This window comes from Variovorax sp. OV084 (assembly GCF_900111625.1).
Lineage (GTDB): Bacteria > Pseudomonadota > Gammaproteobacteria > Burkholderiales > Burkholderiaceae_C > Variovorax.
The window spans coordinates 146638-171307 of the sequence record NZ_FOII01000012.1 but is presented as its reverse complement, the minus strand read 5'-3'; the positions used below and the strand labels follow the sequence as shown (position 1 = coordinate 171307).

The following is a 24670-nucleotide window of genomic DNA, read 5'->3' as shown; positions in this document are numbered from 1 at the left end:
TCTTTTTCTTAATCGAGCGTCGTCTGCTTGAAGTTGCAGCGCAGCGGAAGCTTTTGCAGGCCTGCGATCAACCGGCCGACCATGAACTCCGGCTCACTGGCCAGTTCCAGCGTCTCGGTACGCGACAGCAGTTCGCGGAACAGCGCCTTGATCTCGAGCTTGGCCAGATGCATACCGAGGCAGGTATGCACGCCGTGCCCGAAGGAGATGTGCTGGTTGGCCTTCCGATCGATCTGGAAACGAAAGGGATCGTCAAAGACTTCTTCATCCCGATTTCCGGATCGGTAGCACAGCATGAGCGACTGACCGGATTTGATCTGCTGGCCTCGCAGTTCATAGTCTTGTGTCGCGGTGCGGAAGAAGTGCGTCACCGGTGTGACCCAGCGCAGCATTTCATCGACTGCGCTGCCCAGCAGTTCAGGGTCGGCACGCAGCTTTGCCATCTGCTCAGGGTTCTCCAGCAGCGCGAGCAGTCCGCCGGAGATGGTGGCACTGGTGGTGTCATGCCCGGCAGTGGCGATGATCATGTAGTACGACAGCGTTTCGTAGTCGCTCAGCGGCTCGCCGTTGATGCGAGCGTTGGCGATCACGCTGCCGAGATCCTCGGAGGGGGCCTGCCGCCTGTGCGCTGCCAACGCCGAAAAGTAGCGGAAGAATCCCTGAATGGCCTCTTGGCGGACCTCGACAGGTGGGCGGCCCATGTTGATTTGGGGATCGTCGGACGCGAAGATCGCCTGGGTGAATCGCAGCATGGTCCGGTCGTCCTCGGGCGGGACGCCGAGGATCGTCATGATCACGCGCAACGGATACCAGACCGCAATGTCGCTATTGAAGTCGCAAGCGCCATCTAGCCCTTGAAGCTTGTCCACGAACTCGCGTGCCAAGGCTGCTATGGCGCCATCCAGCCGCGAGAGGTTGAGCGGGAGGAACCAGGACTGTGTGATCGCCCGATGGAGCCGGTGGTCTGGTTCGTCCATGTTGACAAGCATGCGCACCGGATTCGGAGTGCCCCGGCCCGTGCCAGCGCGCACCCGCTCTTCCTCCTCCACGGGGTTCAGGTTCAGGCGCGGCTCGTTGATGAACTTGTCGTGTTGGCGTTCGATCTCGACGATGTCGGCTCGCTTGGTGACGATCCAGAAGGGGCGAAAGCCTTCGGGCTCTACCCAACTCAGCGGAGACTCGCGGCGCAGTTGCGTGAACAATGGATCGCAGCGGCAAAAGCCGTCGGCGTAGAAGGTGGGCGCGGTGATCGTCCGGGCGAAAAAATCATTCATTGCACATGTCTCCATCGTGGTCGTATGGGAAAGAGGGCGGGTCGACTTCATGCCGGGGTCGCATGAGACCCCGCGCGGAAGGTCTTTCAAAAAAAGCGCTGTAAACACGGAAAAGGCGACAGGGTTGGCCTCCGGGGCGCAGGGTTCTTGAACAGATCTGCAGCAGGGCCTCAAGCGCATTTGCGTTCCGGGACACCGGCAGTGGCTTCCCGGAAGGTCTGTGCATTGTTCGGCACTCGGTGAAAGCGGCCGGACTACCCCACGACGCCGTCCCGGCGCAATGCGGCGACGTCTGCGGCCGTGAGGCCGTAGTCAAGCAATACAGCGTCGCTATGCTCGCCCACGCCGGGCGCTGCGCGCGGCGCCACCTTGCGCAAGCCGGCCACTTGGAAAGGGCTGTCCACGGTCAGGCCCGTGAATGGAACGTCCTGGGCTGGTACCAATGCGTTGGCGATGCGCATCTGTTCGTCGTGGACTGCGTCTTCCGTACGCGCGACGACGCCCACGGACAAGCCTTCTGCCTCGAAGCGTCGTTGCCATTCCGCCGCGGTACGTTCGACGAAGACGGCGTCCAGCTCCTGCACCAAATCCGCCGCATTGGCGTGCCGTTGCGCGAGTTCGGAGAATCGCGGATCCTGGGCCAGGCGGGGTTTCCCCATGGCTTGGACGAATCGTGGCCAGTCGCGCTGCTCTTGCATGATCAGCAGGCTCAGCCAGCGGCGATCCGAGCACAGGTAGTAGCAGGTGAGGGCGTTGTGGGCCTTGTGGCGCGGCTGCCGGTAGGGAATCTCAGCGCCGCACAGCGCGGCTTGCACCATGACGGCATTGGCCCACACGCCATTGGCCAGCAGCGAAGTGGTGACCCATTGCCCCTTGCCGGTGCGTTCGCGCTGCAACAGGCCCGTCACTATGGCGGCATACAGAGCGACAGCCGCCGGTTGGTCGCCCATCGCCATGTTGACCACCGCTGGTGGTCCGTTCGGGTCCGGACGCACAGCGTCTGCCAGCCCCGATCGCGCCCAGTAGGCGGTGGCGTCAAAGCCTGGACGCTCAGCCTCGGGACCAGTCTCCCCGTAGCCAGTCAGAGAGGCGTAGATCAATCGTGGGTTGATGGCGCTCAGCATCTCGTGGCTACAGCCTAGGCGCTCGCGTGCCTTGGGCGACTGGTTGGTGATGAAGACATCCGCTTTGGCGATCATCCGATGCAGGACGGCCTGTCCATCGAGATGCTTCAAATCAAGGGCCAGTCCTCGCTTGGTGCGTGCGGCCATGGTCCATGCCCAGTTGTGCTCGCTCTTTGGCAGGTTGGGCATGCGCGGCACGTTCCGGTAAAGATCACCTGCCCCCGGGGGCTCGATCTTGACCACATCGGCGCCGAAATCGGCGAGTAGCACCGCGGCGGCCGGCCCGGCCACGTAGTTGGCGGCGTCGATGACTTTCAAGCCTTCGAAAACATTACTCATGTTCCGGCTCCTTCAGCGCACGCGCTTGACCAGGTCGCGGGCGATGAGTTCTTTCATGATCTCGTTTGTGCCGGCGAGGATGCGAAAGACCCGCACGTTCTGGTACAGACGAGCGATCGGATACTCCATCATGTAGCCTGCGCCGCCGTGGAGTTGCAAGCACTCATCGACCACTTGGCCGCAGGCCTCGGTGACCCAATACTTGGCCATCGCTGCGGTCGGCAGATCCAATTCGCCATTGAGTAGCTTGACCGTGCAATGGTCGATGAAGACGGCCGCCAGGCGGGTCTTGGTTTCGCATTCGGCGAGCGTGAAGCGGGTGTTCTGCATGTCCAGCACGGTGCTGCCGAAGACCTGGCGCTGCGAGGTGTAGTTCAGCGTCTCCTCGATAGCGCGCTCCATCGCCCCCAGCGCAGCACAAGCCGTCACCAGTCGCTCTCGCGGTAACTCCTTCATCAGTTGCTTGAAGCCTTCTCCCTCTTTCGGCCCCAATAGGTTGGCGCATGGCACGCGCATATCATCGAAGAAGAGCTCGGACGTGTCTTGCGCGTGCAGGCCGATCTTGCCCAATGAGCGGCCGCGACGGAATCCTTCGACCTTGTCCGTTTCCACCACCACGATGGAGATGCCCTTGGCTCCCGCGTCCGGGTCCGGATTCGTCTTGACGACCACGCATACCAGGCCGGCATGCTGGCCGTTGCTGATGTAGGTCTTGGCGCCGTTGATGACATAGTGGTCGCCGTCGCGCACTGCGCGCGTGCGGATGCGCTGCAGGTCGCTCCCCACGCCCGGCTCTGTCATCGCGATCGCACCGACCAGTTCGCCGCTGGCCATCTGGGGGAGCCAAGCGCGCTTTTGTTCTTCGCTGGCCCAGTTGTCGATGTAGTGCGCCACCATGCCGCTGTGCACCGCGTTGCCCAGACCGGAGGCGACCATGCGTGCCTGCTCCGAAAAGGCAACGGCCTCGTGCAGGAAGTTGCCGCCGCCGCCGCCGTATTCTTCAGAAATGCCCGGGCACAGCAGTCCGCTCGCTCCGGCCTTCAGCCACGCCTCACGGTCCACCATGCGCTGGGCGGCCCAGCGCTCTTCATTGGGAAGCAACTCTTTTTCGCAGAAACGTCGTACGGTGTCGCGAAAGGTTTCGAGTTCTGCGGTCATCCAACTGGGTCGGTACATGGTCTGTGTCTCCAATATGTCGTTGTGGGTTATCAGTTCAAATCGCACCGGACTGGCGCAACTGTGCGATCGCTTCGGGCGACAGACCCAGTTCGGCCAGGACGTCTTCCGTGTGCGAACCCGGCCGTGTCGGTGGCCCCTGCACCGCCCCTGGAGTGCGGCTGAAGCGCGGCGCTGGTGCAGGTTGCGTGACGCCAGCCACCTCGGTGAAGACGCCTCGAGCGCGGTTGTGGGCGTGGTCGGGCGCCTCGTCCAGGTCAAGCACCGGCGCAAAGCAGATGTCGGTACCCTCCATGAGGGCGCACCATTCGTCGCGCGTGCGCGTTGCGAAACGGTCCGCGAGCAATGCTCTCAGCTGTGGCCACCCGCTGCGATCCATCTGAGGCAGGCTCGCTGCCTGCTCCTCTAATCCAACGGTCTTCATCAACAACGCATAGAACTGCGGTTCTATCGATCCGAGTGCGAGCCACTTGCCATCCGCGCATTCGTAGCAGGCATAGAACGGCGCGGCGCCATCGAGCACGTTGCTGCCGCGGGCTTGCCATCGTCCACGTGCCTTCATGCCGTAGAAAAAAGCCATCAACAGCGCGGAGCCGTCCACCATCGCTGCGTCAACCACTTGGCCCAGGCCGGAGCGCTGCGTCTCAATGACAGCGCATGCGATGCCGAAGGCCAGCATGGCGGCGCCTCCGCCGAAGTCGCCGACTAGGTTCAGTGGCGGCAGCGGTGGCCCTTCCGCATTCCCGATCGAATGCAAGGCGCCTGTCAGCGCGATGTAGTTGATGTCATGGCCGGCTGCCTTGGCCAGTGGACCGTCCTGTCCCCAGCCAGTCATACGGCCGTAGACCAGGCGAGGGTTGCGCGTGTGGCAGTCCTGTGGGCCCAGACCCAGACGCTCCATTACGCCGGGGCGAAATCCTTCGATCAGCACGTCGGCGCTGGCGATGAGGTCACGGGCAACCTCCAGCGCCGTCGGCTCCTTCAGGTTGAGTGCGATTGAACGGCGGCCCCGACCCATCACGTCGGTTGCGGGGTCGCCGGTGGTATCCGACCCACCCTTGCGGTCGATGCGGATGACATCGGCCCCCATGTCCGACAGCATCATGGCGCAGAAGGGGCCCGGCCCGATCCCGGCCATTTCGACAACACGGAACCCTCTCAGCGGTCCTGAGACCGTGCGCTGCGACTCCGTCACACGCATAGTGCAGCCAATCTGGACTTGTTGATCCAGCAGGCGTGCACGCCGAACGGTACGCGACGCGGAAGGTGCACGCGTGCTAGTTCTGTCATGCTCTTCGCGTCGATGATCACGAAGTCAGCGGTCTCGCGGCCCATCAGCAATTCGAGGAGGTAGCCATCATCTTCCCCCGTGCTCCCCTCGCGCGGTACGAAGAGCGCCTCCCCGCCGTAAAAATCGCCATAGTCGAAAGTGGCGATTTCCTTTTCCTCGAGCTGGTCGTACTTCAGGACGCCGCGGCCCATGTACCCACTCTTCTCCTCGTCCAGCAGATAGGCGTAGCGGTTCTTGCGGCCTACGTAATCGAGGTTGAAGCTCGGGCGCTCGTAGCCATGCTCTATCAGTGTCTTGTCCACGGTGCATCGGCCGCTTTCAAGGTCCAGCACCCACTTGTTCAGTTTGCTCGGTGGCTCCTCAGGGGTATGAATGGGCATGTGGTCCGGATACTCGTGGAACATCGGCGCGTACAGAACGATCTCGCGGCCACCATCTGCCCGCGTCTGCTCCCACGCGTTGATGTTGTGCCAGACGAAGCCGGCACGATGGGTCTCGAACCAGCGTGCCTCGGTCTCCGGACCGAAGTTTCGCGGTATTACGCCGAAGCGCAGTTTGCGGTTTGGATCGAAGCGGAACATGCTGCCGGAAGGACCGGCAATCCAGTCGCGCGACTGGCGCAGCGATGCATCTGCGAAGATGATGTAGTTCTCTGTCAGGAAGCAGTCGTGCAGGTTTGCCATGCGCCCCGTGCTTTCGTCCTGCCGATAGACTGCGGCAGCTTTGGCGATCTCATTCTTGGATAGGTGCGTGAGATTGACGCTCCCGGTCAGTCGGTCCACGGTCGCGCTGTAAAAGTCGCCGGTTTCTGGATCGATTCGGCAATGCGCCGAGAACGCTGTTTTCAGTTTTCCGCCCCAGTCCTCAAAGTGCCCGGTTCCGTCTAGCGTCAGAAGCCCGCTGTCTTCGCGCTTGGCGTTGAGCACGAAAGGCAGCCCCACCTCGGCCAGGGCCATGATTCGACCCTCGTGGACCTGCACTGCAGTAGAGGCCTGCACGGTTTCCAGATAGCCGATATTGGGAATGCGACCCTCTTTCTTCTTGCGCTCGATGTGCTCGATTTTCTTGAGCGCTAGCTTCCCGCCGTTGGCGATATCGCTGAAGCAGGAATAGAGTTCTCTGCCGGCGTGCTTCTCTGCCTCGTACACCGGTGTGCGGATGTATGTATTCGAGTAGGTAGCTGTGCCATTGAGGAACTGCACCTGGTGCAACATGCCGGCACCGTTGAAGCAATGCAGGTACTGATGGGTCTTGTCGAACTGGGTGTTCGTGCCGTTGCGAAGATAGACTCCGGTCAGATCCTTGGGAATCATGCCAGTCACACTTAGCGGCACATGACGCAATTCGTCCTTGACCGGCTCGTAACCGTAGTAGTTGTACGGGCTCTTTTCGTTGTGCGCGTCGATCTCCATGGCCTGCTCGATCGCCAAGTCTTCAGTGTCGATGGCAGCGGTGGGATCAAAGGAAAAGTTAGTCATCGCAATGTTTCCTGTAAGTCCGTGGGTGTCCTTTTGCCAGTGTGACGCGGCAACGGCTGCCATGGCCGTGGCTTTTTCTGACACCCCTGTGATCTCATGCTGTGCGCTTCAAACTTCCCGCGCATCGTGCATGGCACGCGCAATCGATCGTCGGCGTCCTCTGTGTGAATTGACGGCCCAAAGCAATCGGCAGCCAGGACTCCACAAACGAACTGGCAGGCTTGATACGCATGGCGCGCAGCCATTCACTCAGCGGCACATCGGCCGGCGGCCGCTCAGCTCAGCGTCACCTTGGCTTGGGCGCTGCTCATCGGCGGTGCGTGCCCATGAGCGCGGAGGGTTTTCTGCCCGCCTTTACGGGCTCAATTAGCCAGCATCCTCTTTTCGACTTCTACATTTGCAGCCAATTGGCGGTCAGGGTGAGGTGCCGGAGGAAGACCATTGGTTCGGGCCAATTGCGCGGCGCGCCTGCAGTTTGGGGCAGGGGAGGCGCGTGTCCGATCATCGGCTAACATGCCCGATTCATCCGCTGTGCGGTTGCGCGCGGCGTCATCATCCGAGGACTTAATTCTGCTTGCATGGTCACTTCCAAAAAGAAAGCAGCGCCCTCCAGGCCCGTCGAACCTGCACCGCTGCTGATCGACGAACTCGACGCCTACGAGGGCGATCCGAACTTTATGACCTCGTTCGCCCGCGGTCTCGCCGTGATCCGTGCGTTCGACGAAAGCCACTCGCGCCTGACGGTCGCGCAGGCGAGCGAGCGTAGTGGTCTGCCGCGTTCGGCAGCGCGGCGCTGCCTGTACACGCTGCAGTGCCTGGGTTACGTGGGTGTGGACGGCAGTTCCTTCTATCTGAAGCCGCGCATCGTCACGCTCGGCCATACCTACCTGCTCGCTGTCCCCCTGACCGCGACTGCACAGCCGATCCTTGATCGTCTTGCACGCGAGGTGCAAGAGACTTGTACGCTGGCGGTGCTCGATGGCGAGGACATCCTGTTCGTCGGGCATTCGTCGAGGGTGCCTATGGTTTCGGTCAACATCGCCGTGGGCAGTCGCCTGCCGGCGTACTGTACGGCCAATGGGCAAGTGCTTCTCGGGACGCTGCCCGCGGCCGAACTCGATGCTTACCTGACCGACGTACGCCTGGTTCGCTTAACGCCCAGCACCCTCACCACGCGCAAGCAATTGCTTGCACGTATTCAGCAAGTGCGCGAAGTCGGGTACTCGATCGTGGATCAGGAATTCGACGAGAAGGTGCGATCGGTCGCAGTGGCGATCCGCAGCGGCGGCAAGGTGGTCGCAAGCATGAGTGTGGCGGTGCCATCGGATCGAGTGAGCTTGCGCGAGATTAAGTCGCGCTTCCTGCCTCTGCTGCGGGCCGCAGCATCCGAATTTGCATGACTGCGTGCAGTGTCCGCCGAGCGGGCCGCTCTCCGCGTCGGTTCGCAAGGATATGGGCTGCAAGCTTCGACCGTGCGCACATCGGGTTAATGTCAGCGCTCGCTGAGAATGCTCGTGGCCCGAGACGCGCGTCGACATGATCAATCACGACGCGCTCGCTCGGCGCCCATGCGAGACCGGCACGACCCGGCGATATGCCAGGGTCTGGTGAGAACGTTGGGGGTCTTTTCACTCGTGAAGGGCTTGTACGCTTTTTGCGTCTGTCGCGACCTGAGCCGAGCCCTCTGCCAAAAGCTCCTGGATGCGTTCCGTGGTGTAGCCGAAGCTGCGCAGAATCTCTAGGGTGTTCTCGCCCGCGCGGGGTGCCGGGTGGCGAAACTCGGGCACGGATTGTGACCATTCCGAAGCAACAGCCGTGTCGAGAATTCGGCCTTCGGTCGGATGCTCGACCTCACGGAAGTAGCCTATGGCACCCAGATGGGGGTCAGCCAGGATGTCGTCGATGCTGTACATATGCGCGGCTGGGATGTCGGCCTTTTCCATCAGCGCCAGCCATTCATTCGTACTGCGCGTGCGAAACACCTCGCTAAGAAAGCCGTACACGTGGCCGATGTGCTTTAGACGCATCCCCTGGCTGGAAAAGCGTTCGTCATTCTCGAACAGTGCGCCCTGGCCAATCGCTGCGAGAAAGTTGCGCCAGTGCTTGTCGTTGTAGACCAGCACACAGATGTAGCCATCCGTCGTCTCGTAGGGCCGTCGATCGTGCGCTAGGCTTCGTTGGTACCCGGTGGGCGCGATTGGCGGCTGAAACAGGTGTCCTGCCAGATGCTCGCCGAGCGTCAGCGCCAGCATACCTTCAAACATCGGCACGTCCACTCGCTGACCGATGCCAGTTCGCTCGCGGTACAGGAGTGCACTCGTGATCGCGTTGCACAGTTGCAGGCCCAGGACCCGGTCCACCAACACCATTGGCGCATAGCGCGGGCGCTCTCCACTCGCTTCGCCGGCCAACCATGGAATTCCCGCCATGCCTTGGATGAGGTCGTCGTAAGCGGGTCTTGAAGCGTAGGGGCCGCGTTGGCTGAAGCCGTATGCACCGGCGTAGATCAACTGCGGTGACACCTTTTGCAGTGCCTCGTACGACAGACCCAACCGCGCCATTGCCTGAGGGCGGATGTTGTACATCAACACGTCTGCGTCGCGCGCCATGTGCAGTAGCACGTCGCGCCCGGCCTCCTGTTTGAGGTCCAAAACGATCGAGCGCTTGTTGCGATTGGTCGTGAGGTATAGGTGGCCCATCCCGGGGTTGCGCATCGGACCTGCTTGCCTCATTACATCGCCGTCCGGTGACTCGATCTTGATGACGTCCGCCCCCAAATCCGCAAGCTGTTGACTCGCGTATGGCCCCATGACCACCGTGGTGAGATCCAGTACGCGAATGCCAGAGAGTGGTCCGCTCATATTCTTTTCCCTACGTGGTTCTGCATCATTCGACCTTGGCGCCGGCGAGCTTCACTACCTTGGCCCACTTGTCGTAGTCGGTGCCAATGAAGGTCTTGAATTCGGCGGGCGAGAGCGCCCATGGCTCGTAGGCCATCCCGCGGATCGCTTGCTTGAGCTCGGTGGTCTGCATGGCGCTCAGCGTGGCGTCGTGGAGGCGATCAAGTATTGGCTGCGGCAGCTTGGCAGGTGCCACAAGACCGAACCACAGATCGCTGCCCACTTCCTTGAAACCGGGGACGCCAGCTTCAGCCATCGTCGGAACGCCGGGTAGATACGAACTGCGCTTCTCACTGGTGACGGCAAGCGCGGTCAGCCTGCCGGCCTTGATTTGCGGCAGCGAAGTCGAAGGAATGTCGAACATCGCGGAGACATTGCCACTCATCACGTCTACCAGGGCAGGCGCGTTTCCCTTGTACGGGACGTGAGTGAGGTCTGCACTCGTGAGGAACTTGAGCAGTTCGGCCGACAAATGGTTGGTGGCGCCGTTTCCCCCGGAGGCAATGGTGGCGCCGCGGTTTGCCTTGGTCCACGCGATGAACTCTTGCAGGTTGCGCGCCGGCACCTTGGGGTTGATAACCAGCACATTCGTGTATGAAACCACTGGCGTGATCGGCGTGAGGTCCTTGCGAGGATCGTAAGGATGCTTCGTGTAGATGTGAGGGTTGATGGCCGTGGACCCCGTGTGCGCCAAGCCGATGGTGTAGCCGTCTGCGGGCGACTTCACCACCATGTCGATACCGATGCTTCCACCCGCTCCCGTGCGGTTGTCCACGATGACCGGTTGGCCGATCGAGTCGCTCAGGCCTTTGGCCAGTGATCGCGCGAGAACATCCGCTGGCCCCCCTGCCGCAAACGGCACAATCATTCGTATCGGCTTGCTCGGGAAGTCCTGTGAAAGCGAGGCAATCGGTACGCTCATCATCAGCACTACGAGCAGCAGGTGCTTGAGCCTCATCGTGGTGTCTCCTTGGTTTTTTTCGATGAACTTAAGCGTGTTCGCGAATCAGTTCCCTGGCGGTGATTAATTGCATGATCTGGCTGCTGCCTTCGTAGATCCGCAAGAGCCTCACGTCACGATAGAGCCGTTCGATCGCATATTCCTTGATATAGCCGTTCCCGCCGTGTATTTGCAGCACGCGATCGGCGATTCGCCCAGCGGCTTCAGTTGCAAAGTATTTGCAGCATGCTGCTTCCTTCGTTGTTTTTCGGCCTGCGTCCTTGTCGTTGGAGGCCTTCTCCACCATGGCACGGGCGGCATAGGTCTCGGCCTGACTGTCGGCGAGCATCGCCTGGATGAGTTGAAAGTTCGCGATGGGTTGCCCGAACTGCTTACGTTCGGTCGCATAGCGCACGCCTTCATCGAGCAGGCGTTGGCAAAGCCCGACTGCAACGGCGGCCATGTGCAGCCGAGCGTGATCCAGAGAACGCATCGCATTCTTGAAGCCGGTGCCTTCTGCACCCAGCAGCGCGCTCGCCGGCACGCGGACATCTTCGAAGATCACGTCAGATTCATGCGAGCCCGCAAACCCCATCTTGCTGTACGGCTTAGCCACAGTGATGCCCGGTGTGTCGCGGTCGACAAGGAATGCCGAGATGCCTGCGGATCCCGCCTCCTTGGGCGCCGTGCGTGCAAAGACTGTGAACACGCCGGCATGAATGGCGTTTGTGATGAACCGCTTGGTTCCATTCAGTACATAGTGATCGCCGTCGCGAACAGCGCGCGTGGTCAATGACGCGGAATCCGAACCCGAATCGGGTTCGGTCAGGCAGAACGACGCCATCATCTCGCCGGTCGCCAGCTTGGGCAGATACTTACGTTTTTGCTCTTCGGTGCCTTCGTTGACGATGCCCAATGTGCCGACGCCATTTGTCGTGCCGAAGTAGGACCGAAATGCGGGCTGCGCGTAGGCAACCTCGAACACGAGCCGGGCTTCTTCGTACATGCTCAGTCCAAGACCACCATATTCCTCGGGAATAGTCATCCCGAACAATCCCAGCTGCTGCAGGCCTTCGACCACGTGGTGAGGGATCTCGTTGGTTTCGGCAACTTCGGTTTCAGCAGGGATCAGTACTTCGCGTGCGAATCGACGCACAGCGTCAACGAGAAGTTCAAGGGTGTCTTCGCGGTCGGTCATTTTTTTGATCCAGTGGATATAGGGGAGAAATGAATCTGAGATTGCAGAGCTTTAAAGAGTCCGCGAGAGCTCAGGCACGGCTGTGAACAGGTCGGCCACGAGGCCGTAGTCGGCCACCGAGAAGATCGGTGCCTCTTCGTCCTTGTTGATCGCCACGATCACCTTGGAGTCCTTCATGCCGGCCAGATGCTGGATCGCACCCGAGATGCCGGCTGCGATGTACAGCTGCGGTGCGACGATCTTGCCGGTCTGGCCCACTTGCCAGTCGTTCGGGGCGTAGCCCGCATCAACGGCGGCCCGGCTGGCGCCCAGGCCCGCGTTGAGCTTGTCGGCCAGCGGCGCCATCACTTCGGTGAACTTCTCGGCGCTGCCCAGAGCCCGGCCACCGGAGACGATGATCTTGGCTGCCGTCAGTTCGGGGCGTTCGCTCTTGGTGACCTCGCGGCCGACGAAGCTCGATTTGCCGCTGTCTGCCACGCCTTCGGCGGTTTCGACGGTGGCGCTGCCACCGGTGGCGGCTGCGGCATCGAAGCCAGTCGTGCGGACAGTGATTACCTTGGTGGCATCGCTGCTCTGCACGGTGGCAATCGCGTTGCCGGCGTAGATCGGGCGCTCGAAGGTGTCGGGGCCGACAACCAAAGTGATATCGCTGATCTGGGCCACATCCAGCTTGGCGGCCACGCGCGGGGCGACGTTCTTGCCGTTGGCGGTCGAGGGGAACAGGATGTGGCTGTAGTTGCTGGCAATGGCCAGGACTTGGGCTGCTACGTTCTCGGCAAGGTTTTCAGCAAGGCTCGGGCTGTCGGCTGCGATGACCTTGGTCACGCCTGCGATCTGCGCTGCAGCCTTCGCAGCTTCGGCGGCGTTGGCGCCGGCCACGAGCACATGCACTTCGCCGCCGCAAGCCAGTGCAGCAGTCACGGTATTCAAGGTAGCCGGCTTGATGCTGGCGTGGTCGTGTTCGGCAATAACAAGTGCGGTCATGTTCAGATCACCTTCGCTTCGTTCTTCAGTTTGTCCACCAGCGTTGCAACGTCAGGCACCTTGATGCCGGCGCCGCGCTTGGGCGGCTCGCTGACCTTCAGGGTCTTCAGGCGCGGCTTCACATCGACACCCAGGTCTTCGGGCTTGAAGACATCGAGCTGCTTCTTCTTGGCCTTCATGATGTTGGGCAGCGTCACGTAGCGCGGCTCGTTCAGGCGCAGGTCGGTCGTGATGACGGCTGGCAGCGTGAGGGAGATGGTTTCCAGTCCGCCGTCCACTTCGCGGGTGACCGTGGCCTTGTCGCCAGCGACTTCGACCTTGGAGGCGAAGGTGGCCTGGGGCAGGTCAGCGAGAGCAGCCAGCATCTGGCCCGTTTGATTGGCGTCGTCATCGATGGCTTGCTTGCCCAGGATGATGAGCTGGGGCTGTTCCTTGTCGACCAGCGCCTTCAGGAGCTTGGCGACAGCCAGGGGCTGCAACTCTTCAGTGGTCTCGACCAGGATGCCGCGATCCGCACCGATGGCCATCGCGGTGCGCAGCGTTTCCTGGCACTTCGCATCGCCGCAGGAGACGGCAATGACTTCAGTCACAACGCCCTTCTCCTTCAGACGCACAGCTTCTTCGACAGCGATCTCGTCGAAGGGGTTCATGCTCATCTTGACGTTGGCAATATCCACCCCGGTGCCGTCGCTCTTGACGCGCACCTTCACGTTGTAGTCAACGACCCGTTTCACGGCTATCAGAATCTTCATGTTTTGTCTCTCGTACTGGTTGCCTAACCTTGGCTCGAAATTTAGGCCCCCTTAGATATCAAGTCCAATACCGATTAAAGAGTGGGTGATATCCTTTTGGTAAATGAACTTTCGACAGCTCAACCAATTTCTGACCGTGGTCGAGATGCGCAGCTTTCGCAAAGCGGCCGAACGCCTGCACATCGCTCAGCCACCGCTGTCGACGGGAATCCGCCGTTTGGAGGAGGACTTGGGTGCGCGACTGTTCGATCGGAGCCGCCGAGGCGTGTCTCTGACCGATGCGGGCCTAGCGGTCCTGGCCGACGCACAGCAGATTGCTTTCCATGTTGAGCATCTGCGAGCGGCGGTTGAGGCGCAGAAGACCGGCGTTGGAGGCACGCTGCGCGTCGGCTTCGTCGGTTCGGCGACTTATCAGTTGTTGCCCAAAGCTCTGCCGGCCTTTCGAGAGCGCTATCCCAACGTGGTGCTGGAGCTCCACGAAAGCACCACAGTGCAGATACTCAAAGACATTGAGAACGGAGCGCTCGACCTGGGTCTCGTGCGCTATCCACTCATCGAGTCGACAGTGCTGGAAGTGGAGCCGGTGGAGCGAGATGTGCTGGTGGCCGCGCTGCCCGCTGGACATCGTCTGAGCCGGCGGCGGACCCTCAAACTCGCGGATTTGGCCGGCGAGCCATTCGTTCTGTATTCGGCTTCGGGGGCGCCCAACCTCCAGGCGCAGGTGATGCTTGCGTGCCAGACGGCCGGCTTCGCGCCACGGGTGGTTCAGGAGGCGGTTCAGGTGCAGACCGTGGTGAGTCTCGTGGAAAGCGGTATGGGAGTGGCTCTTGTACCCTCAATGAGCGGCGCTCACTCGTCGCGGCAGGTCGTGTTTCGAAAGGTGGTGTCAGAAGTCCCGCTGGACGTGGCCATTGCAATAGCGACTCGGCCTGGCGCCCAAACCAGCGCCAGCGGCAAGTTCAGCGCAGTGCTCAGGTCGATGCGCGGCGCGCGAGGTGCCAGCGAGACCAAGCGCTGACGATCATGTCAATGACGTGCGCTGGTTTGAAGGCGCGCAAGCGGGGGCAGGTCTTGCCTACCGATTCGAGGGAGGCAGTGAATGCAATCCGAGCATCGATGGATATCGTGAACGTCCTTTGCGTTCTGATTTCGGCAAGATCGACCTGAAGGGAGGCACTAGGCGACTCGCCATCACAACCCGCCGTTCCTCCGGCAGGGCAGTAATTCCGCGCCGCAGTATTTGCGAAGACCGATCCGATATTCTGGCCGCTTTCAAGAAGCGGCCAAGCTTAAGAACCAATATTCGCTCAGCCACTTCTGTCGCGATCAACCATTGAAGTTCTCAGTCGGCTTGTCCGATCGCCGCGGGTGGGTGCTGTACCGCGTTCTCGTACGGCGCCAACTTGTCCATCGGCTTCCAATCAATTCGCCGCCGTTGTCGGGCTTCACTACTCGCGGCGGCATCTTTCACGTGCGATTCCTTCGAGCACGCCAACAACGTCAGTCGCAAGCCGATGATGAAGGAGCTCAGGAAGCCTTCACTGAAGTCATGGTGGGTCCTTCGACGAATACGTCGGAGTGAAAGTCCCTCGCGTCGAGTCCGCGATGCCGCAGGGCCGCATCGCGCACCGCGTTCACCATCGCCGGCGAGCCGCAGCAATACAGTTCGTGTCCCTTCAGGTCCGGGCATGCCGCCAGCAGCGCCTCATCGGCACGGCCCGCGAAGTCGCCCTCGCCCGCCGCACCTTCGTCGCTCAATGCGCAGACGAAGCGCATTTGCGGCCACTGCTTCTGCCAGCGCGCGACCGCCGTTCGCAGGTAGATGCCTTCGGCCTGCCGCGACGCCCAGATCAGCGTGATGGGCCGGTCGATGCGCCGCTTGAGCATGTCGTCCACGATGGACTTCACCGGCGCGAAGCCTGTGCCGCCTGCCACGAACACCACGGGCCGCGCCTGTTCTTCCTGCAGCGAGAACGCGCCGAAGGGCAGCTCGATGTCGACGAGCTCGCCGGCCGTCAGCCGCGGCACGCGCCCACTGAAGGCGCCGCCGGGCACGTGGCGCACATGCAGCGTGACGGCATCACTCTCGTGCGGCGCATTGGCCATGGAGTAGCTGCGCGTGCTGCCGTCGGGCAGCGAAAGTTGCAGGTACTGCCCGGCCCTGAACCTGGCGCGTTGCCCCGTGGGCAGGCGAAGCTGCAGGACCGACACGTCGGGCGCGGCCAGTTCGTTGCGAAACACCTTCGCCGTGAAGCGCTTGCGTGCGGTAGGGTCGATGCGGCGCATCGCGGTCGGCGCGATCTCGATGTCGCCGCGCGGCGCGCACATGCAGAACAGCACCTGGTCCGGCAAGCAGGTCTCGTTGGTGAGGGCGCCCGTGCCGACGGCCGCCACCTCGCCGCGCACCACCGCGCCGGCGCAGTTGCCGCAGACGCCCTTGCGGCACGAGTAGGGCAGCTCGATGCCGGCGCGCGCGGCGGCGTCGAGCACGCTCTCATGGCCGGCGCATTCGAAGGCGACGTCGCTGCCCGCGATGGCGATGCGATGGTTCATGGCCGGCCTCCAGACAGCAGCGCGATCGTGCGCAGCAGGGCCTCCGGATCGGCGATGCCGCGCCCCGCGATGTCCATGGCGCTGCCGTGCCCGACGCTCGAGAGCAGCGCGTTGGCGCCGATGCTGAGCGCACTGGCAGCCTGCGGCGCGAGCAGCTTGACGGGGATGTGGCCCTGGTCGTGCAGCATCGCGACGTAGAGGTCATGACTGCGTTGCGCCAGCAGCATGTCGGCGCCGGCCGGCCCGTCCACGCGGAAGCCTTCGGCACGCAGCGTGTCGACAGCGGGCACCACGATGGCCGCGTCCTCCGGCCCGAACAGTCCGCCTTCGGACGCATGCGGGTTGATGCCGAACACGCCGATCGACGGACCGGCCACGCCCAGCAGCGCGCAGGCCTGCGCCCCCGCGCGAACAGCATGCGCGACCAGTTCGGGTGTCAACCGGTCGAGCGCGGTGCGCACGCTTTCATGCAGCGTGACATGCACGATGCGCAGCCCGCCGCCCACCAGCAGGAGGAACACGCGGTCTTCGGGCACGCCGCACACGCGCGCGACCAGCGAGGGGTAGCCGCTGAACGCGATGCCGGCCTGGTGGATGGCGGTTTCGTGGTGCGGGCAGGCCACCACCGCATCGACCTCGCCGCGCCGGCACGCTTGCAGCGCGGCGGTGGCGGAGGCGACGGCCGAGGCGCCTGCCGCCGCATCGATGCGGCCGGGCACCGCGGCGCTCGCGGGCAGTTCGCCCGCGTTCATGAGCCGCACGTCGCGCAGCAGCGCGGCCATGCCGAGCGCTGCCGCCGTGCGCTCGAGCACGCTGGCCGGGCCATAGAGCGTGATGTGCGCGCGGTCGGCCTCGGGCAGCGCGGTGAGCGCCTTCAGCGCGATCTCCGGGCCGATGCCGTTGGGGTCGCCGGCCGCCAGCGCGAGTTGCAGTGAAGGGGCCTGCATGGTCACAGCGGCAGCGCGAGCAGCGTGTCGGTCACGGTGCTGTCGCACACGGCCACGCGCGATTGCAGGCGCAGTTGCCCGTCCTGCCGCGCGAAGCGGTCCTGGTAGACGCCGGTGGCGAACACCTCGGTCTGCCCCGTGGCCATGATGCGCGCCACGAGGAAGGGCGTGCGCGCCTCCGCGAGTTCGGCGTCCGCGCGCTGCACCAGCGGCATGCCCAGCAGGTGCCGGTAGCGCTGGCGCTCGTAGATGTTGGCTTCGCGCAGCGCGGCGATGCGGTCTTCGAGCATCGCGCGCGAGTCGGCGTAGACGATGCCGGCCGCGAGGCCCTCACGCTCGTTCTCGATGTGGGTGATGCGGTAGTGGCAGTCTTCGGTGAAGAAGCCAGGCCATTGCTCCAGCGCATCGCTGTCGATGGCATCGGCGTAGGCCGCGTTGAAGGCGCACAGCGCCAGCAGGTCGATCATGTGGGAGTCCTCGTTCTTCGGATGCGGCTCAGGGGCTCAGGCACCCATGTGCTGGCGGTAGGCCTTCCAGAAGCCGCGCACCGAGGCCTCCGTGGCACGACCCTCGCCGGAGACGGCCGCATCGCCGCCCATCTCGACAACGGCCTCGTGGTCCGCGGCGCCCGCGATGCCGCGCTGCACGAAGCCGCCGACCGCGCCGTCTTCCATCGAGATGAAACCGGCGGGGCCCACGAGGTTCGACTGCTTCAGGCGCACCTTGCGCTGCGCGGGGGTGTCGTCAGCGTAGCCGATGTAGGTCCAGTTGAGCTCCGTGCGCGCGGTGCCCTTGGGCAGCACCTGGCGCACGGCCAGGCAGTTCTGGATCTGCTGCAGCACGAAGCCGGGGAACACCGAGAGGATCTGCAGCGTCACGCCGTCGCCGTACTCCTTGAAGCCGGCCAGCACGCTCGGGTCCTTCAGGCGGTAGCGGTCGTTGTCGGAGCGAAGGGCCTGTTCCTTGTACGAGGCGTCCTTCTCGGCGGCAGCGTCGATCATCGAGAAGCTCACATGGTGGCCGCCGGTCTCGTCCACGATCACGCCGCCTTTCTGCGACAGGCGGTTGAGCTCGAAGGTGGTGAAGAACATGTGCAGGAGGCTCGCGTGATAGCTGTCCTTGACGTTCTCCACATAGAGCTTCCAGTTGTTGGGCAGCGCCTGCGTGAAGCGGCCGATGACCTCCACCGGCTTGTGCAGCACGCGCTCGATGCGCTGGCAGATCTCCTCGCCCAGGTACTCCTCGACCGAGGGAACGTCGTCGCTGAAGCTGCCGAACACCAGGCCCGAGAAGCTCGCGATGCGCAGCTTGCGCGGGCCGTGCGCTTCCTTGCAGAAGCTCGCGGGCATGCCGCCCTGACCCTTGACGCCCTTCTCGAAGGCCACGCCCGTGAGGTCGCCCTGGCGGTTGTAGCTCCACGCGTGATACACGCACTGGAAGTTGTCGCTGCGGCCCGATTTCTCGAGCGCGATCAGCGCGCCGCGGTGCGCGCAGCGGTTCTCGAAGGCGTAGATCTCGCCGTCGTCGTCGCGCACCACCACCACCGGCGTCTCGCCCGCGAAGGTGGTGCGGTAGCTGCCGGCGTCGGGCAGCTCGGCCTCCAGGCAGAGGTAGTTCCACACCGGGCCGCGGAAGATGCGCACCTGCTCGTCGGCGGCCAGTTGCGCGTCGCTGTACACCGCGAACGGAATGCGCGTGAGGCCGGGGCCGGACCAGTGGACCGGTTGGGGTTGGATGTCGTTGTGCATGAGGGTTCTTCGCTGGGTCGCTTATTCCATGGTGACCTTGGCGGCCTGGATGACCTTGTGCCACTTGGCCGATTCGGCCTGGATGAACTGGCCGGTGCGCGCGCTGTCCCAGCCGCGCGGCTCGGCGCCTTGCTCGGCGAATTTCTGCTTCACGTCGGGCAGCGCGAGCGCCGCGGCCATCGCCTTCTGCGTGGCATCGACCGTGGCCGCGGGCGTGCCCGGCGGCGCAACGACCGCGAACCACGTGACCGCGTTCATGGCCGGCAGCTTCTGCTCGGCGAAGGTGGGCACGTTGGGCAGCGCCTTGGAGCGCTGCTCATCGGCCACCGCGAGGATGCGGACCTTGCCGGTGCGCTCGAACTGCAGCGAGGAGGAGACGTTGTCGAAGAACACGTCCACCTGCCCGCCGATGAGGTCGACCAGCGCGGGCGCGGTGCCCTTGTACGGCACGTGCGTCATCTCGGTGCCCGTGAGCTGCATGAACAGGCTGGCCGTCAGGTGCGAAGTGGTGCCGTTGCCCTGCGAGGCGAAGCTCACCTTGCCGGGGTTGGCCTTCAGGTAGGCGATGAACTCGGCCACGTTGTGCACCGGCAGCTTGGGGTTGACCACCAGCACGTTGGGCACGGTGGCCAGCACGGTCACGGGCACCCAGCGCGTCGGGTCGAACGCGAGCTTCTTGTACAGGTGCTGGTTGATGGCGATGGGCGCGGGCGGCGAGGCCAGCAGCGTCTTGCCGTCGGGCTCGGCGCGGTAGACCACGTCGGCGCCGATGTTGCCGCCCGCGCCGGTGCGGTTCTCGACCACCACGCCCGCGGGGTACAAATCGCGCAGCTTGTCGGCCACCTCGCGGGGCAGGATGTCGGCGGTGCCGCCGGCGGGGAAGGGCACGATCAGGCGTGCGACCTTGTTGTCGTTCTGTGCGTGGACCTGCGCCTGGAGCAAGCCTGTCAGGCAAGCGCAGGCCAGCAGCGCAAGCGTGCGCCGGGTGAGTCTCTGGAACATTGGCTGGTCTCCGAGTTCTTCATGCGTCGAGGAGATTCCAGTGTCTCTTTGCCTCTGCGCGCGCAACAAGCTAGATTTGCGCGATGCGCAAAAACCAGGCGAGTTCTCCCAGCGAGGAGGCGACACCCGACAAGAACTTCGTGGCCTCGCTGCAAAAGGGCCTCGACGTGCTGACCTGCTTCGGCCGCCAGCACAGCCGGCTCACGGTGTCGGAAGTAGCGCGGCTCACGCAGAGCTCGCCCGCGTCTGCGCGCCGTGCGCTGCTCACGTTGCAGACGCTGGGCTATCTGGACAGCGACGGCAAGCGGTTCTGGATGTTGCCCAAGACGCTGCTGGTGGCGCACGCATACCTCGCCTCGCGGCCCGCGCCGTCGCTCGCGCAGCCGCTGCTCGATGCGCTATCAGAGCGCACGCGCGAGTCGGCGTCGCTCGCGATGCTGCAGGGCGACGACGCGATCATCATTGCGCGCTCGACCGCCCGTCGCAGCCTGAGCACGGGGCTTGGCATCGGCTCGCGGCTGCCTGCGTATTGCGCGGCATTGGGGCGCGTGTTGCTCGCGGGCTTGCCGCCCGACGAAGCGGCGCGGCGCGTGCACGCCATGCCGCGCCCACGGCTGAGCCCGCGCACCGTCACCGATGCGGATGAGGTGCTGGCGCTCGTCGCGCATTGCCGCAAGGAGGGCTACGCCACCAACGACGGCGAACTCGAACTGGACGTGCGCTCGATGGCCGTGCCCGTGTTCGACCGCTCAGGCCAGGTCATGGCGGCGATGAGCATCGCCGTGCGCGCCGAGCGTATGACGCTGGCGGAGGTGCGCGAAACCTTCCTGCCCGCACTGCGCAAGGCCGCGGGTAGCCTGTTTAAACGACTGCATGTGGGATGGGATGCGACACGGGGAATCTGAGGGAAATATGTTGAATTCCGCCGATCACGGACCCAAAATGGTCCAGCCCGGCCTGCCAGAGGAAGTCGAAGAGGTGATTGCCTTCCTCGCGTCCAACAAGGCTAGCCACGTTACGGGCGTGACGCTCCCGGTCGACAGCGGTTGGTTGGTCTTCGGCGCACCAACCGCCAAACTGGGGACGGTGGTTGAAAAGCGTGTCGCACCACCAGACAGCCTGTAAGCTGCTTCACCGAGCATGACTTTCGTGAATCGCAACACCATCAAGTTTTCGGGCTGTCACGACATGCCGTCTTTTCGCGACACGTTCGGCCCCGAGGACGACCCCTTGAGTTGCAGCCTGCCGCTTTGGGGCGTGATGGGCTTGCTCGAAGGGGCGCAGTCTTGCGGCGTCTCACGTACCGAATTGCTTCGACGTCTGGACGTGCCGGCCGTGGCAGGCGTCGAAGACCAGTGGCGCGTTACGTTGAAACGCACTGCACATGTCCTTCGCTGGGCGAGCCGTCGCGCCCGCGATGAGTTGGCTGGCCTATGGCGTGAGCGCGTGCCGCTCGGAACCGTCGCGCTGGTGACGGCCCAGATGCTGCGCTGCGCAACGGTGGGTGAGGCCTTGGCACTCGGGCTGCGGCTTTATCGCTTGGCCGCGCCGGGATTCCCTCTGCGGCTGCGTATCCGGGGTCAATTGGCGTGGCTCGAAATTCCGCGCAGCAAGGAAGGGGCACTCCATTTCAACATGGTTTGTGTTTATTGGGCGCTTTGCACGACGCGCTGGCTGGCAGGGCGGCCCATACGCATAGCCGCCGCGTCAATGACCCAACCTGCCATGGATGCTCGTTATCACGAGCCGCAACCGTTCTTCGAGATCATGGCTCACTACGATGCTGCGGCCACGGGGGTGGCTTTCGATGCAGGCTGGCTGTACCGGCCGATTGCGCGAGGCGCGGACGACCTGCCAGCTTTCCTGCATGCAGCCCCCGCCAACCTGCTGCGCAGCCAGGGCGTCCCGGTAGCGGCCGCCCAGCAAGTGCGAGCCCAGATCAAGCAGCAATTGCGCGGCGAGCGCTTGACGAGCCTGCCCTCGCTGGAATGCGTGGCAAGCAGGCTCGGCGCGAGCCCTCGCGCGTTGCGCCGTCGCCTCCACGCTGAAGGGGTTAACTTCCTTCGTCTGCGCGAGAACGTGCTGCAGCAACTCGCGCTTCAGTGGGTGTCGGCCACCGAGCTGTCGCTGGCGGAGATCGGCGCCCGGCTCGGGTTTTCCGATGCCAGCACGTTTCATCGCGCATTCAAGCGCTGGACGAGCGTCGCGCCCGGTGAATGGCGGCGCCTGCGCGGCGGCTCGCCATCCGTGACGGATCGTCGTGCGCGTACTTTGGCGCCCTAGGCTTCCTGCAACTGGATCACACGTAACCGCCCCTACTTTTCTCAGGCGCGTAGGGGCCCATACCGCACCGGCAGGTGCTTGATACCTCCAACCTCGTTGCTGATCACCAACTCTGGTTCGCCGGCCATTTCGATGCGCGGGAAGCGTCGCATCAGTTCGGTGAAGAAGATCTTGAGCTCTTGCCGCGCCAGGTGCTGACCTAGGCACACGTGCGGGCCGAAGCCGAATGCAATGTGCTTGTTCGGCTTACGGTCGATTCGAAACTGATTTGGGTCTGCGAAAACCTCCTCGTCGAAGTTGGCGGAGGGATAGAACAACAGGACAATGTCTCCCTTGCGGATCTGCTTGCCCCGCAACACGTAGTCTTCGGCAGCAGTGCGGCAGAAATGCTTGACGGGCGTGACCCAGCGGAAGATCTCTTCCACCGCCGAAGGCAGCAATGCAGGCTCGCGGCGCAGCCGCTCGAATTGGTCGGGATGTTCCATCAGCGCGAGCAAGCCGCCACCGAGGGAAGCGGCCGTGGTGTCGTGACCCGCTGTCGCGAGAATCAGGAAATAGGACATCAGTTCGAGTGGTCCGATGGGCTTTCCGTCGGGCTGTGCCTGCACGAGAAGCGTGGCGAGGTCGTCGCGAGGATTGACGCGGCGGTCCTGCGCCACCTTGCCGAAGTAGCCCAGGTACTCGCCCGCCAGTTGCTTGCTGACCGACGCGGCCCCGGCCCTATCCGCTTCGTCGCGCTTCAAGTCGGGATCGGTCGGTGCCAGCAGCTGCTGCGTCATGCGCAGCAGCCACGCGTGGTCCTCATCTGGAATTCCAAGCAGCGTCATCATCACCCGCAGGGGAAACCATTGCGCCACATCCATCGCGAAATCGCAGCTGCCACCGGCCGCTTCCATCTGATCGAGCAGCTCGGTTGTCTTCTCATGGATCAGTTGCTCGACACGCTTGAGGTTCGGCGGCATGAACCATGCCTGGGCGATCGCGCGGTGGGCGCGATGGTCGTTCCCGTCCATCGCCACGAGAAGGCGGAAGTATTGACCTGTGCCCTCGGTCTCCTTCATCCGGATCTCTTGCTCGGCCTTTGGGCGAATGAAGGTTAGCGGTGCATTCACGAAACGCTCAGATTGTCGTTCGATCTCTATGATGTCCGCGTGCTTGGTGATCGCCCAAGCGTCAGGGTAGCCGGGAGCCCGAGTGTGGTGCACGGGATCATCCCGGCGAAGCTGCGCGAATAGCGCGCGCGCCTGCCTCGCGTCGGCAAATAGGTGGTGGCTGACAATTTGTGCGTCTAGGCTGTGCGGCATGGTATGTCTCCTTCTTGATGGCTGTGGCGTCGGTGCCGCGGCAGCATAGGTACGCGCGAGCAGAAGACGCGATGGCCGGCCCGCCCACCCCGCTTGGCTGCGGCGGCCAGCCTAGGCACTGCCAACCCATGGCCGCTGCGGCCATGCCGGTAGGGCGCCGCGGCCATTGAAGGTGCTTGGTAGCTGCGAAGAGACTCTCGGCCACAAGAACCCTGTCCAGGAGACAACCATGCGTATCACCGCCGCCCTTGCGCTTGAGCCGCGCGCGCCTTTCCAAATCGTAGAGCTGGAGCTCGACGAACCTCGTGAAGATGAAGTTCTGGTGCGAATCGCGGGCGTAGGCATGTGCCACACCGACTTGGTGGCGCAGGCCGGTGGCTTACCCTTGCCATTGCCGGCCGTGTTGGGCCATGAAGGTTCGGGCATCGTTGAGCGCGTCGGCTCGGCGGTACGGAAGGTCAAACCTGGCGACCGCGTCGTCATGACCTTCATGGCTTGCGGGCGGTGCCCGGCGTGCGCTCGCAGTGCCTCCGCGTACTGCCAGTCCATGCGCGAGTTGAACTTCGGCGGCTCCCGAACAGATGGCTCTGCAACGCTACGCCGTTCCGGCTCAGCTGTAAGCGGGGGCTTTTTTGGACAGTCCTCGTTCGCGAGCCATGCGCTGGCTCACGAATCCAATGTCGTCAAGCTGTTGGATGGCGTCCCTCTGGAGATTGCCGGGCCGCTGGGCTGCGGCGTCCAGACCGGTGCAGGCGCGGTCATGCGCTCGATGCATTGCGAGGTTGGCTCGTCCCTGGCCGTGCTAGGCGGTGGCTCAGTGGGTCTGAGCGCTGTGATGGGCGGCTTGGTGCAGGGATGCGAGACGATTGTGGTGGTGGAGCCGCACGCCGGGCGGCGGGACTTGGCCCTGTCGCTGGGCGCTACACATGTGATCGACCCAGCCGCTGCGGGCTCGCTCGCGGCAGCTATGCGCGCAATAAAGCCCTTTGGGATGGACTACGTTATAGATACCAGCGGTCACGCACTGGCGCTGGAGGCAGTGCCAAAGATGTTGGCCGCTCGCGGCACGTTTGGCTTTGTGGGCCTGCCATCCTCGCGCGAAACGGTCTTGCCCGGCTTGTTGGTGGAAGTGATGCGCGGCGGCTTCACCTATCGCGGCATCGTCGAGGGAGACAGCGAACCCGATGAGTTCATTCCACAGCTGATGCGCCTATATACGGAGGGGCGCTTGCCCTTCGATCGCTTGGTGACGACCTATCCGCTCGCCGCCATCAACGAGGCTATCGAGGATCAGCATCGCGGTGCCTGCATCAAAGCAGTTTTGCTTCCGTGAGAAAACCGAAAGGGCACATTCACACGCGCATCGCAATACCGATC

22 protein-coding genes are annotated in these 24670 nt (G+C 63.4%); 6 read left to right on the top strand and 16 right to left on the bottom strand.

Annotation, left to right across the window (positions count from 1 at the left end; genetic code table 11):
- Positions 1 to 8: 8 nt before the first annotated feature.
- The 5 genes from BMW87_RS25050 to BMW87_RS25030 form a co-directional block, all read right to left on the bottom strand.
- Positions 9 to 1274, bottom strand: coding sequence for a cytochrome P450 (locus BMW87_RS25050; RefSeq protein ID WP_218149776.1), 1266 nt, complete (start codon positions 1272 to 1274; stop codon positions 9 to 11).
- Between the two features lie 254 nt (positions 1275 to 1528).
- Positions 1529 to 2737 carry a CaiB/BaiF CoA transferase family protein gene (locus tag BMW87_RS25045; RefSeq protein ID WP_093079390.1) on the bottom strand — a complete coding sequence of 403 codons (1209 nt, stop codon included), beginning with the start codon at positions 2735 to 2737 and terminating at the stop codon, positions 1529 to 1531.
- A gap of 12 nt (positions 2738 to 2749) precedes the next feature.
- Entirely contained in the window at positions 2750 to 3895 is a 1146-nt protein-coding gene (locus BMW87_RS25040) for an acyl-CoA dehydrogenase family protein (protein ID WP_256216902.1), read from the bottom strand.
- Between the two features lie 55 nt (positions 3896 to 3950).
- Entirely contained in the window at positions 3951 to 5114 is a 1164-nt protein-coding gene (locus tag BMW87_RS25035) for a CaiB/BaiF CoA transferase family protein (protein ID WP_093079384.1), read from the bottom strand.
- A complete protein-coding gene (locus tag BMW87_RS25030; protein ID WP_218149775.1) occupies positions 5105 to 6745 on the bottom strand; it encodes a carotenoid oxygenase family protein in 1641 nt (546 codons plus the stop codon). The genes BMW87_RS25035 and BMW87_RS25030 overlap by 10 nt, the downstream gene beginning before the upstream one ends.
- 515 nt (positions 6746 to 7260) lie before the next feature.
- On the opposite strand from BMW87_RS25030, the gene BMW87_RS25025 reads away from it, so the two are divergent.
- On the top strand, positions 7261 to 8082 hold the full coding sequence (locus tag BMW87_RS25025; protein ID WP_093079382.1) for an IclR family transcriptional regulator domain-containing protein: 822 nt from the start codon (positions 7261 to 7263) through the stop codon (positions 8080 to 8082).
- A 228-nt stretch (positions 8083 to 8310) separates the two neighbouring features.
- On the opposite strand, the gene BMW87_RS25020 is transcribed toward BMW87_RS25025, so the two are convergent.
- The 5 genes from BMW87_RS25020 to BMW87_RS25000 are packed head-to-tail and all read right to left on the bottom strand — an operon-like array spanning position 8311 to position 13456.
- On the bottom strand, positions 8311 to 9543 hold the full coding sequence (locus BMW87_RS25020; protein ID WP_093079379.1) for a CaiB/BaiF CoA transferase family protein: 1233 nt from the start codon (positions 9541 to 9543) through the stop codon (positions 8311 to 8313).
- A 25-nt stretch (positions 9544 to 9568) separates the two neighbouring features.
- Positions 9569 to 10540, bottom strand: a complete 972-nt coding sequence (locus BMW87_RS25015) for a Bug family tripartite tricarboxylate transporter substrate binding protein (RefSeq protein ID WP_093079376.1) — start codon at positions 10538 to 10540, stop codon at positions 9569 to 9571.
- A 31-nt stretch (positions 10541 to 10571) separates the two neighbouring features.
- Positions 10572 to 11720, bottom strand: a complete 1149-nt coding sequence (locus BMW87_RS25010) for an acyl-CoA dehydrogenase family protein (RefSeq protein ID WP_093079374.1) — start codon at positions 11718 to 11720, stop codon at positions 10572 to 10574.
- A gap of 51 nt (positions 11721 to 11771) precedes the next feature.
- Entirely contained in the window at positions 11772 to 12704 is a 933-nt protein-coding gene (locus tag BMW87_RS25005) for an electron transfer flavoprotein subunit alpha/FixB family protein (RefSeq protein ID WP_093079371.1), read from the bottom strand.
- Positions 12705 to 12706: 2 nt separating this feature from the next.
- A complete protein-coding gene (locus tag BMW87_RS25000; protein ID WP_093079368.1) occupies positions 12707 to 13456 on the bottom strand; it encodes an electron transfer flavoprotein subunit beta/FixA family protein in 750 nt (249 codons plus the stop codon).
- 103 nt (positions 13457 to 13559) lie between these two features.
- Here BMW87_RS25000 and BMW87_RS24995 point away from each other — a divergent pair, with 103 nt between their 5' ends.
- A complete protein-coding gene (locus tag BMW87_RS24995; protein ID WP_093079366.1) occupies positions 13560 to 14474 on the top strand; it encodes a LysR family transcriptional regulator in 915 nt (304 codons plus the stop codon).
- Positions 14475 to 14983: 509 nt separating this feature from the next.
- Here BMW87_RS24995 and BMW87_RS24990 read toward each other — a convergent pair.
- From BMW87_RS24990 to BMW87_RS24970, 5 genes are read right to left on the bottom strand one after another with little or no spacing between them, the layout of a single operon-like run.
- A complete protein-coding gene (locus BMW87_RS24990; protein ID WP_093079363.1) occupies positions 14984 to 16009 on the bottom strand; it encodes a 2Fe-2S iron-sulfur cluster-binding protein in 1026 nt (341 codons plus the stop codon).
- Complete coding sequence (locus BMW87_RS24985) at positions 16006 to 16956, bottom strand: PdxA family dehydrogenase (protein WP_093079361.1); 951 nt, start codon at positions 16954 to 16956, stop codon at positions 16006 to 16008. Before BMW87_RS24985 ends, BMW87_RS24990 begins: the two co-directional genes overlap by 4 nt.
- A 2-nt stretch (positions 16957 to 16958) precedes the next feature.
- A complete protein-coding gene (locus BMW87_RS24980) occupies positions 16959 to 17423 on the bottom strand; it encodes an aromatic-ring-hydroxylating dioxygenase subunit beta (protein ID WP_093079358.1) in 465 nt (154 codons plus the stop codon).
- Positions 17424 to 17459: 36 nt separating this feature from the next.
- Complete coding sequence (locus BMW87_RS24975; RefSeq protein WP_093079356.1) at positions 17460 to 18704, bottom strand: aromatic ring-hydroxylating dioxygenase subunit alpha; 1245 nt, start codon at positions 18702 to 18704, stop codon at positions 17460 to 17462.
- A gap of 21 nt (positions 18705 to 18725) precedes the next feature.
- On the bottom strand, positions 18726 to 19706 hold the full coding sequence (locus BMW87_RS24970; RefSeq protein WP_093079354.1) for a Bug family tripartite tricarboxylate transporter substrate binding protein: 981 nt from the start codon (positions 19704 to 19706) through the stop codon (positions 18726 to 18728).
- 83 nt (positions 19707 to 19789) lie between these two features.
- Here BMW87_RS24970 and BMW87_RS24965 point away from each other — a divergent pair, with 83 nt between their 5' ends.
- Genes BMW87_RS24965 through BMW87_RS24955 form a run of 3 tightly spaced genes read left to right on the top strand, consistent with a single transcriptional unit; the run spans position 19790 to position 21989 of the window.
- Positions 19790 to 20611: an IclR family transcriptional regulator domain-containing protein gene (locus BMW87_RS24965; RefSeq protein WP_093079352.1), complete on the top strand. Its 822-nt coding sequence runs from the start codon at positions 19790 to 19792 to the stop codon at positions 20609 to 20611.
- On the top strand, positions 20580 to 20831 hold the full coding sequence (locus BMW87_RS24960) for an SDR family oxidoreductase (RefSeq protein WP_093079350.1): 252 nt from the start codon (positions 20580 to 20582) through the stop codon (positions 20829 to 20831). The genes BMW87_RS24965 and BMW87_RS24960 overlap by 32 nt, the downstream gene beginning before the upstream one ends.
- Positions 20832 to 20855: 24 nt before the next feature.
- A complete protein-coding gene (locus tag BMW87_RS24955) occupies positions 20856 to 21989 on the top strand; it encodes an AraC family transcriptional regulator (RefSeq protein WP_218149774.1) in 1134 nt (377 codons plus the stop codon).
- 41 nt (positions 21990 to 22030) lie between these two features.
- Here BMW87_RS24955 and BMW87_RS24950 read toward each other — a convergent pair whose 3' ends face one another.
- Positions 22031 to 23293, bottom strand: coding sequence for a cytochrome P450 (locus BMW87_RS24950; RefSeq protein WP_093079345.1), 1263 nt, complete (start codon positions 23291 to 23293; stop codon positions 22031 to 22033).
- Positions 23294 to 23522: 229 nt separating this feature from the next.
- Here BMW87_RS24950 and BMW87_RS24945 point away from each other — a divergent pair, with 229 nt between their 5' ends.
- Positions 23523 to 24626, top strand: coding sequence for an NAD(P)-dependent alcohol dehydrogenase (locus tag BMW87_RS24945; RefSeq protein WP_093079343.1), 1104 nt, complete (start codon positions 23523 to 23525; stop codon positions 24624 to 24626).
- The last annotated feature ends 44 nt before the right edge of the window (positions 24627 to 24670 follow it).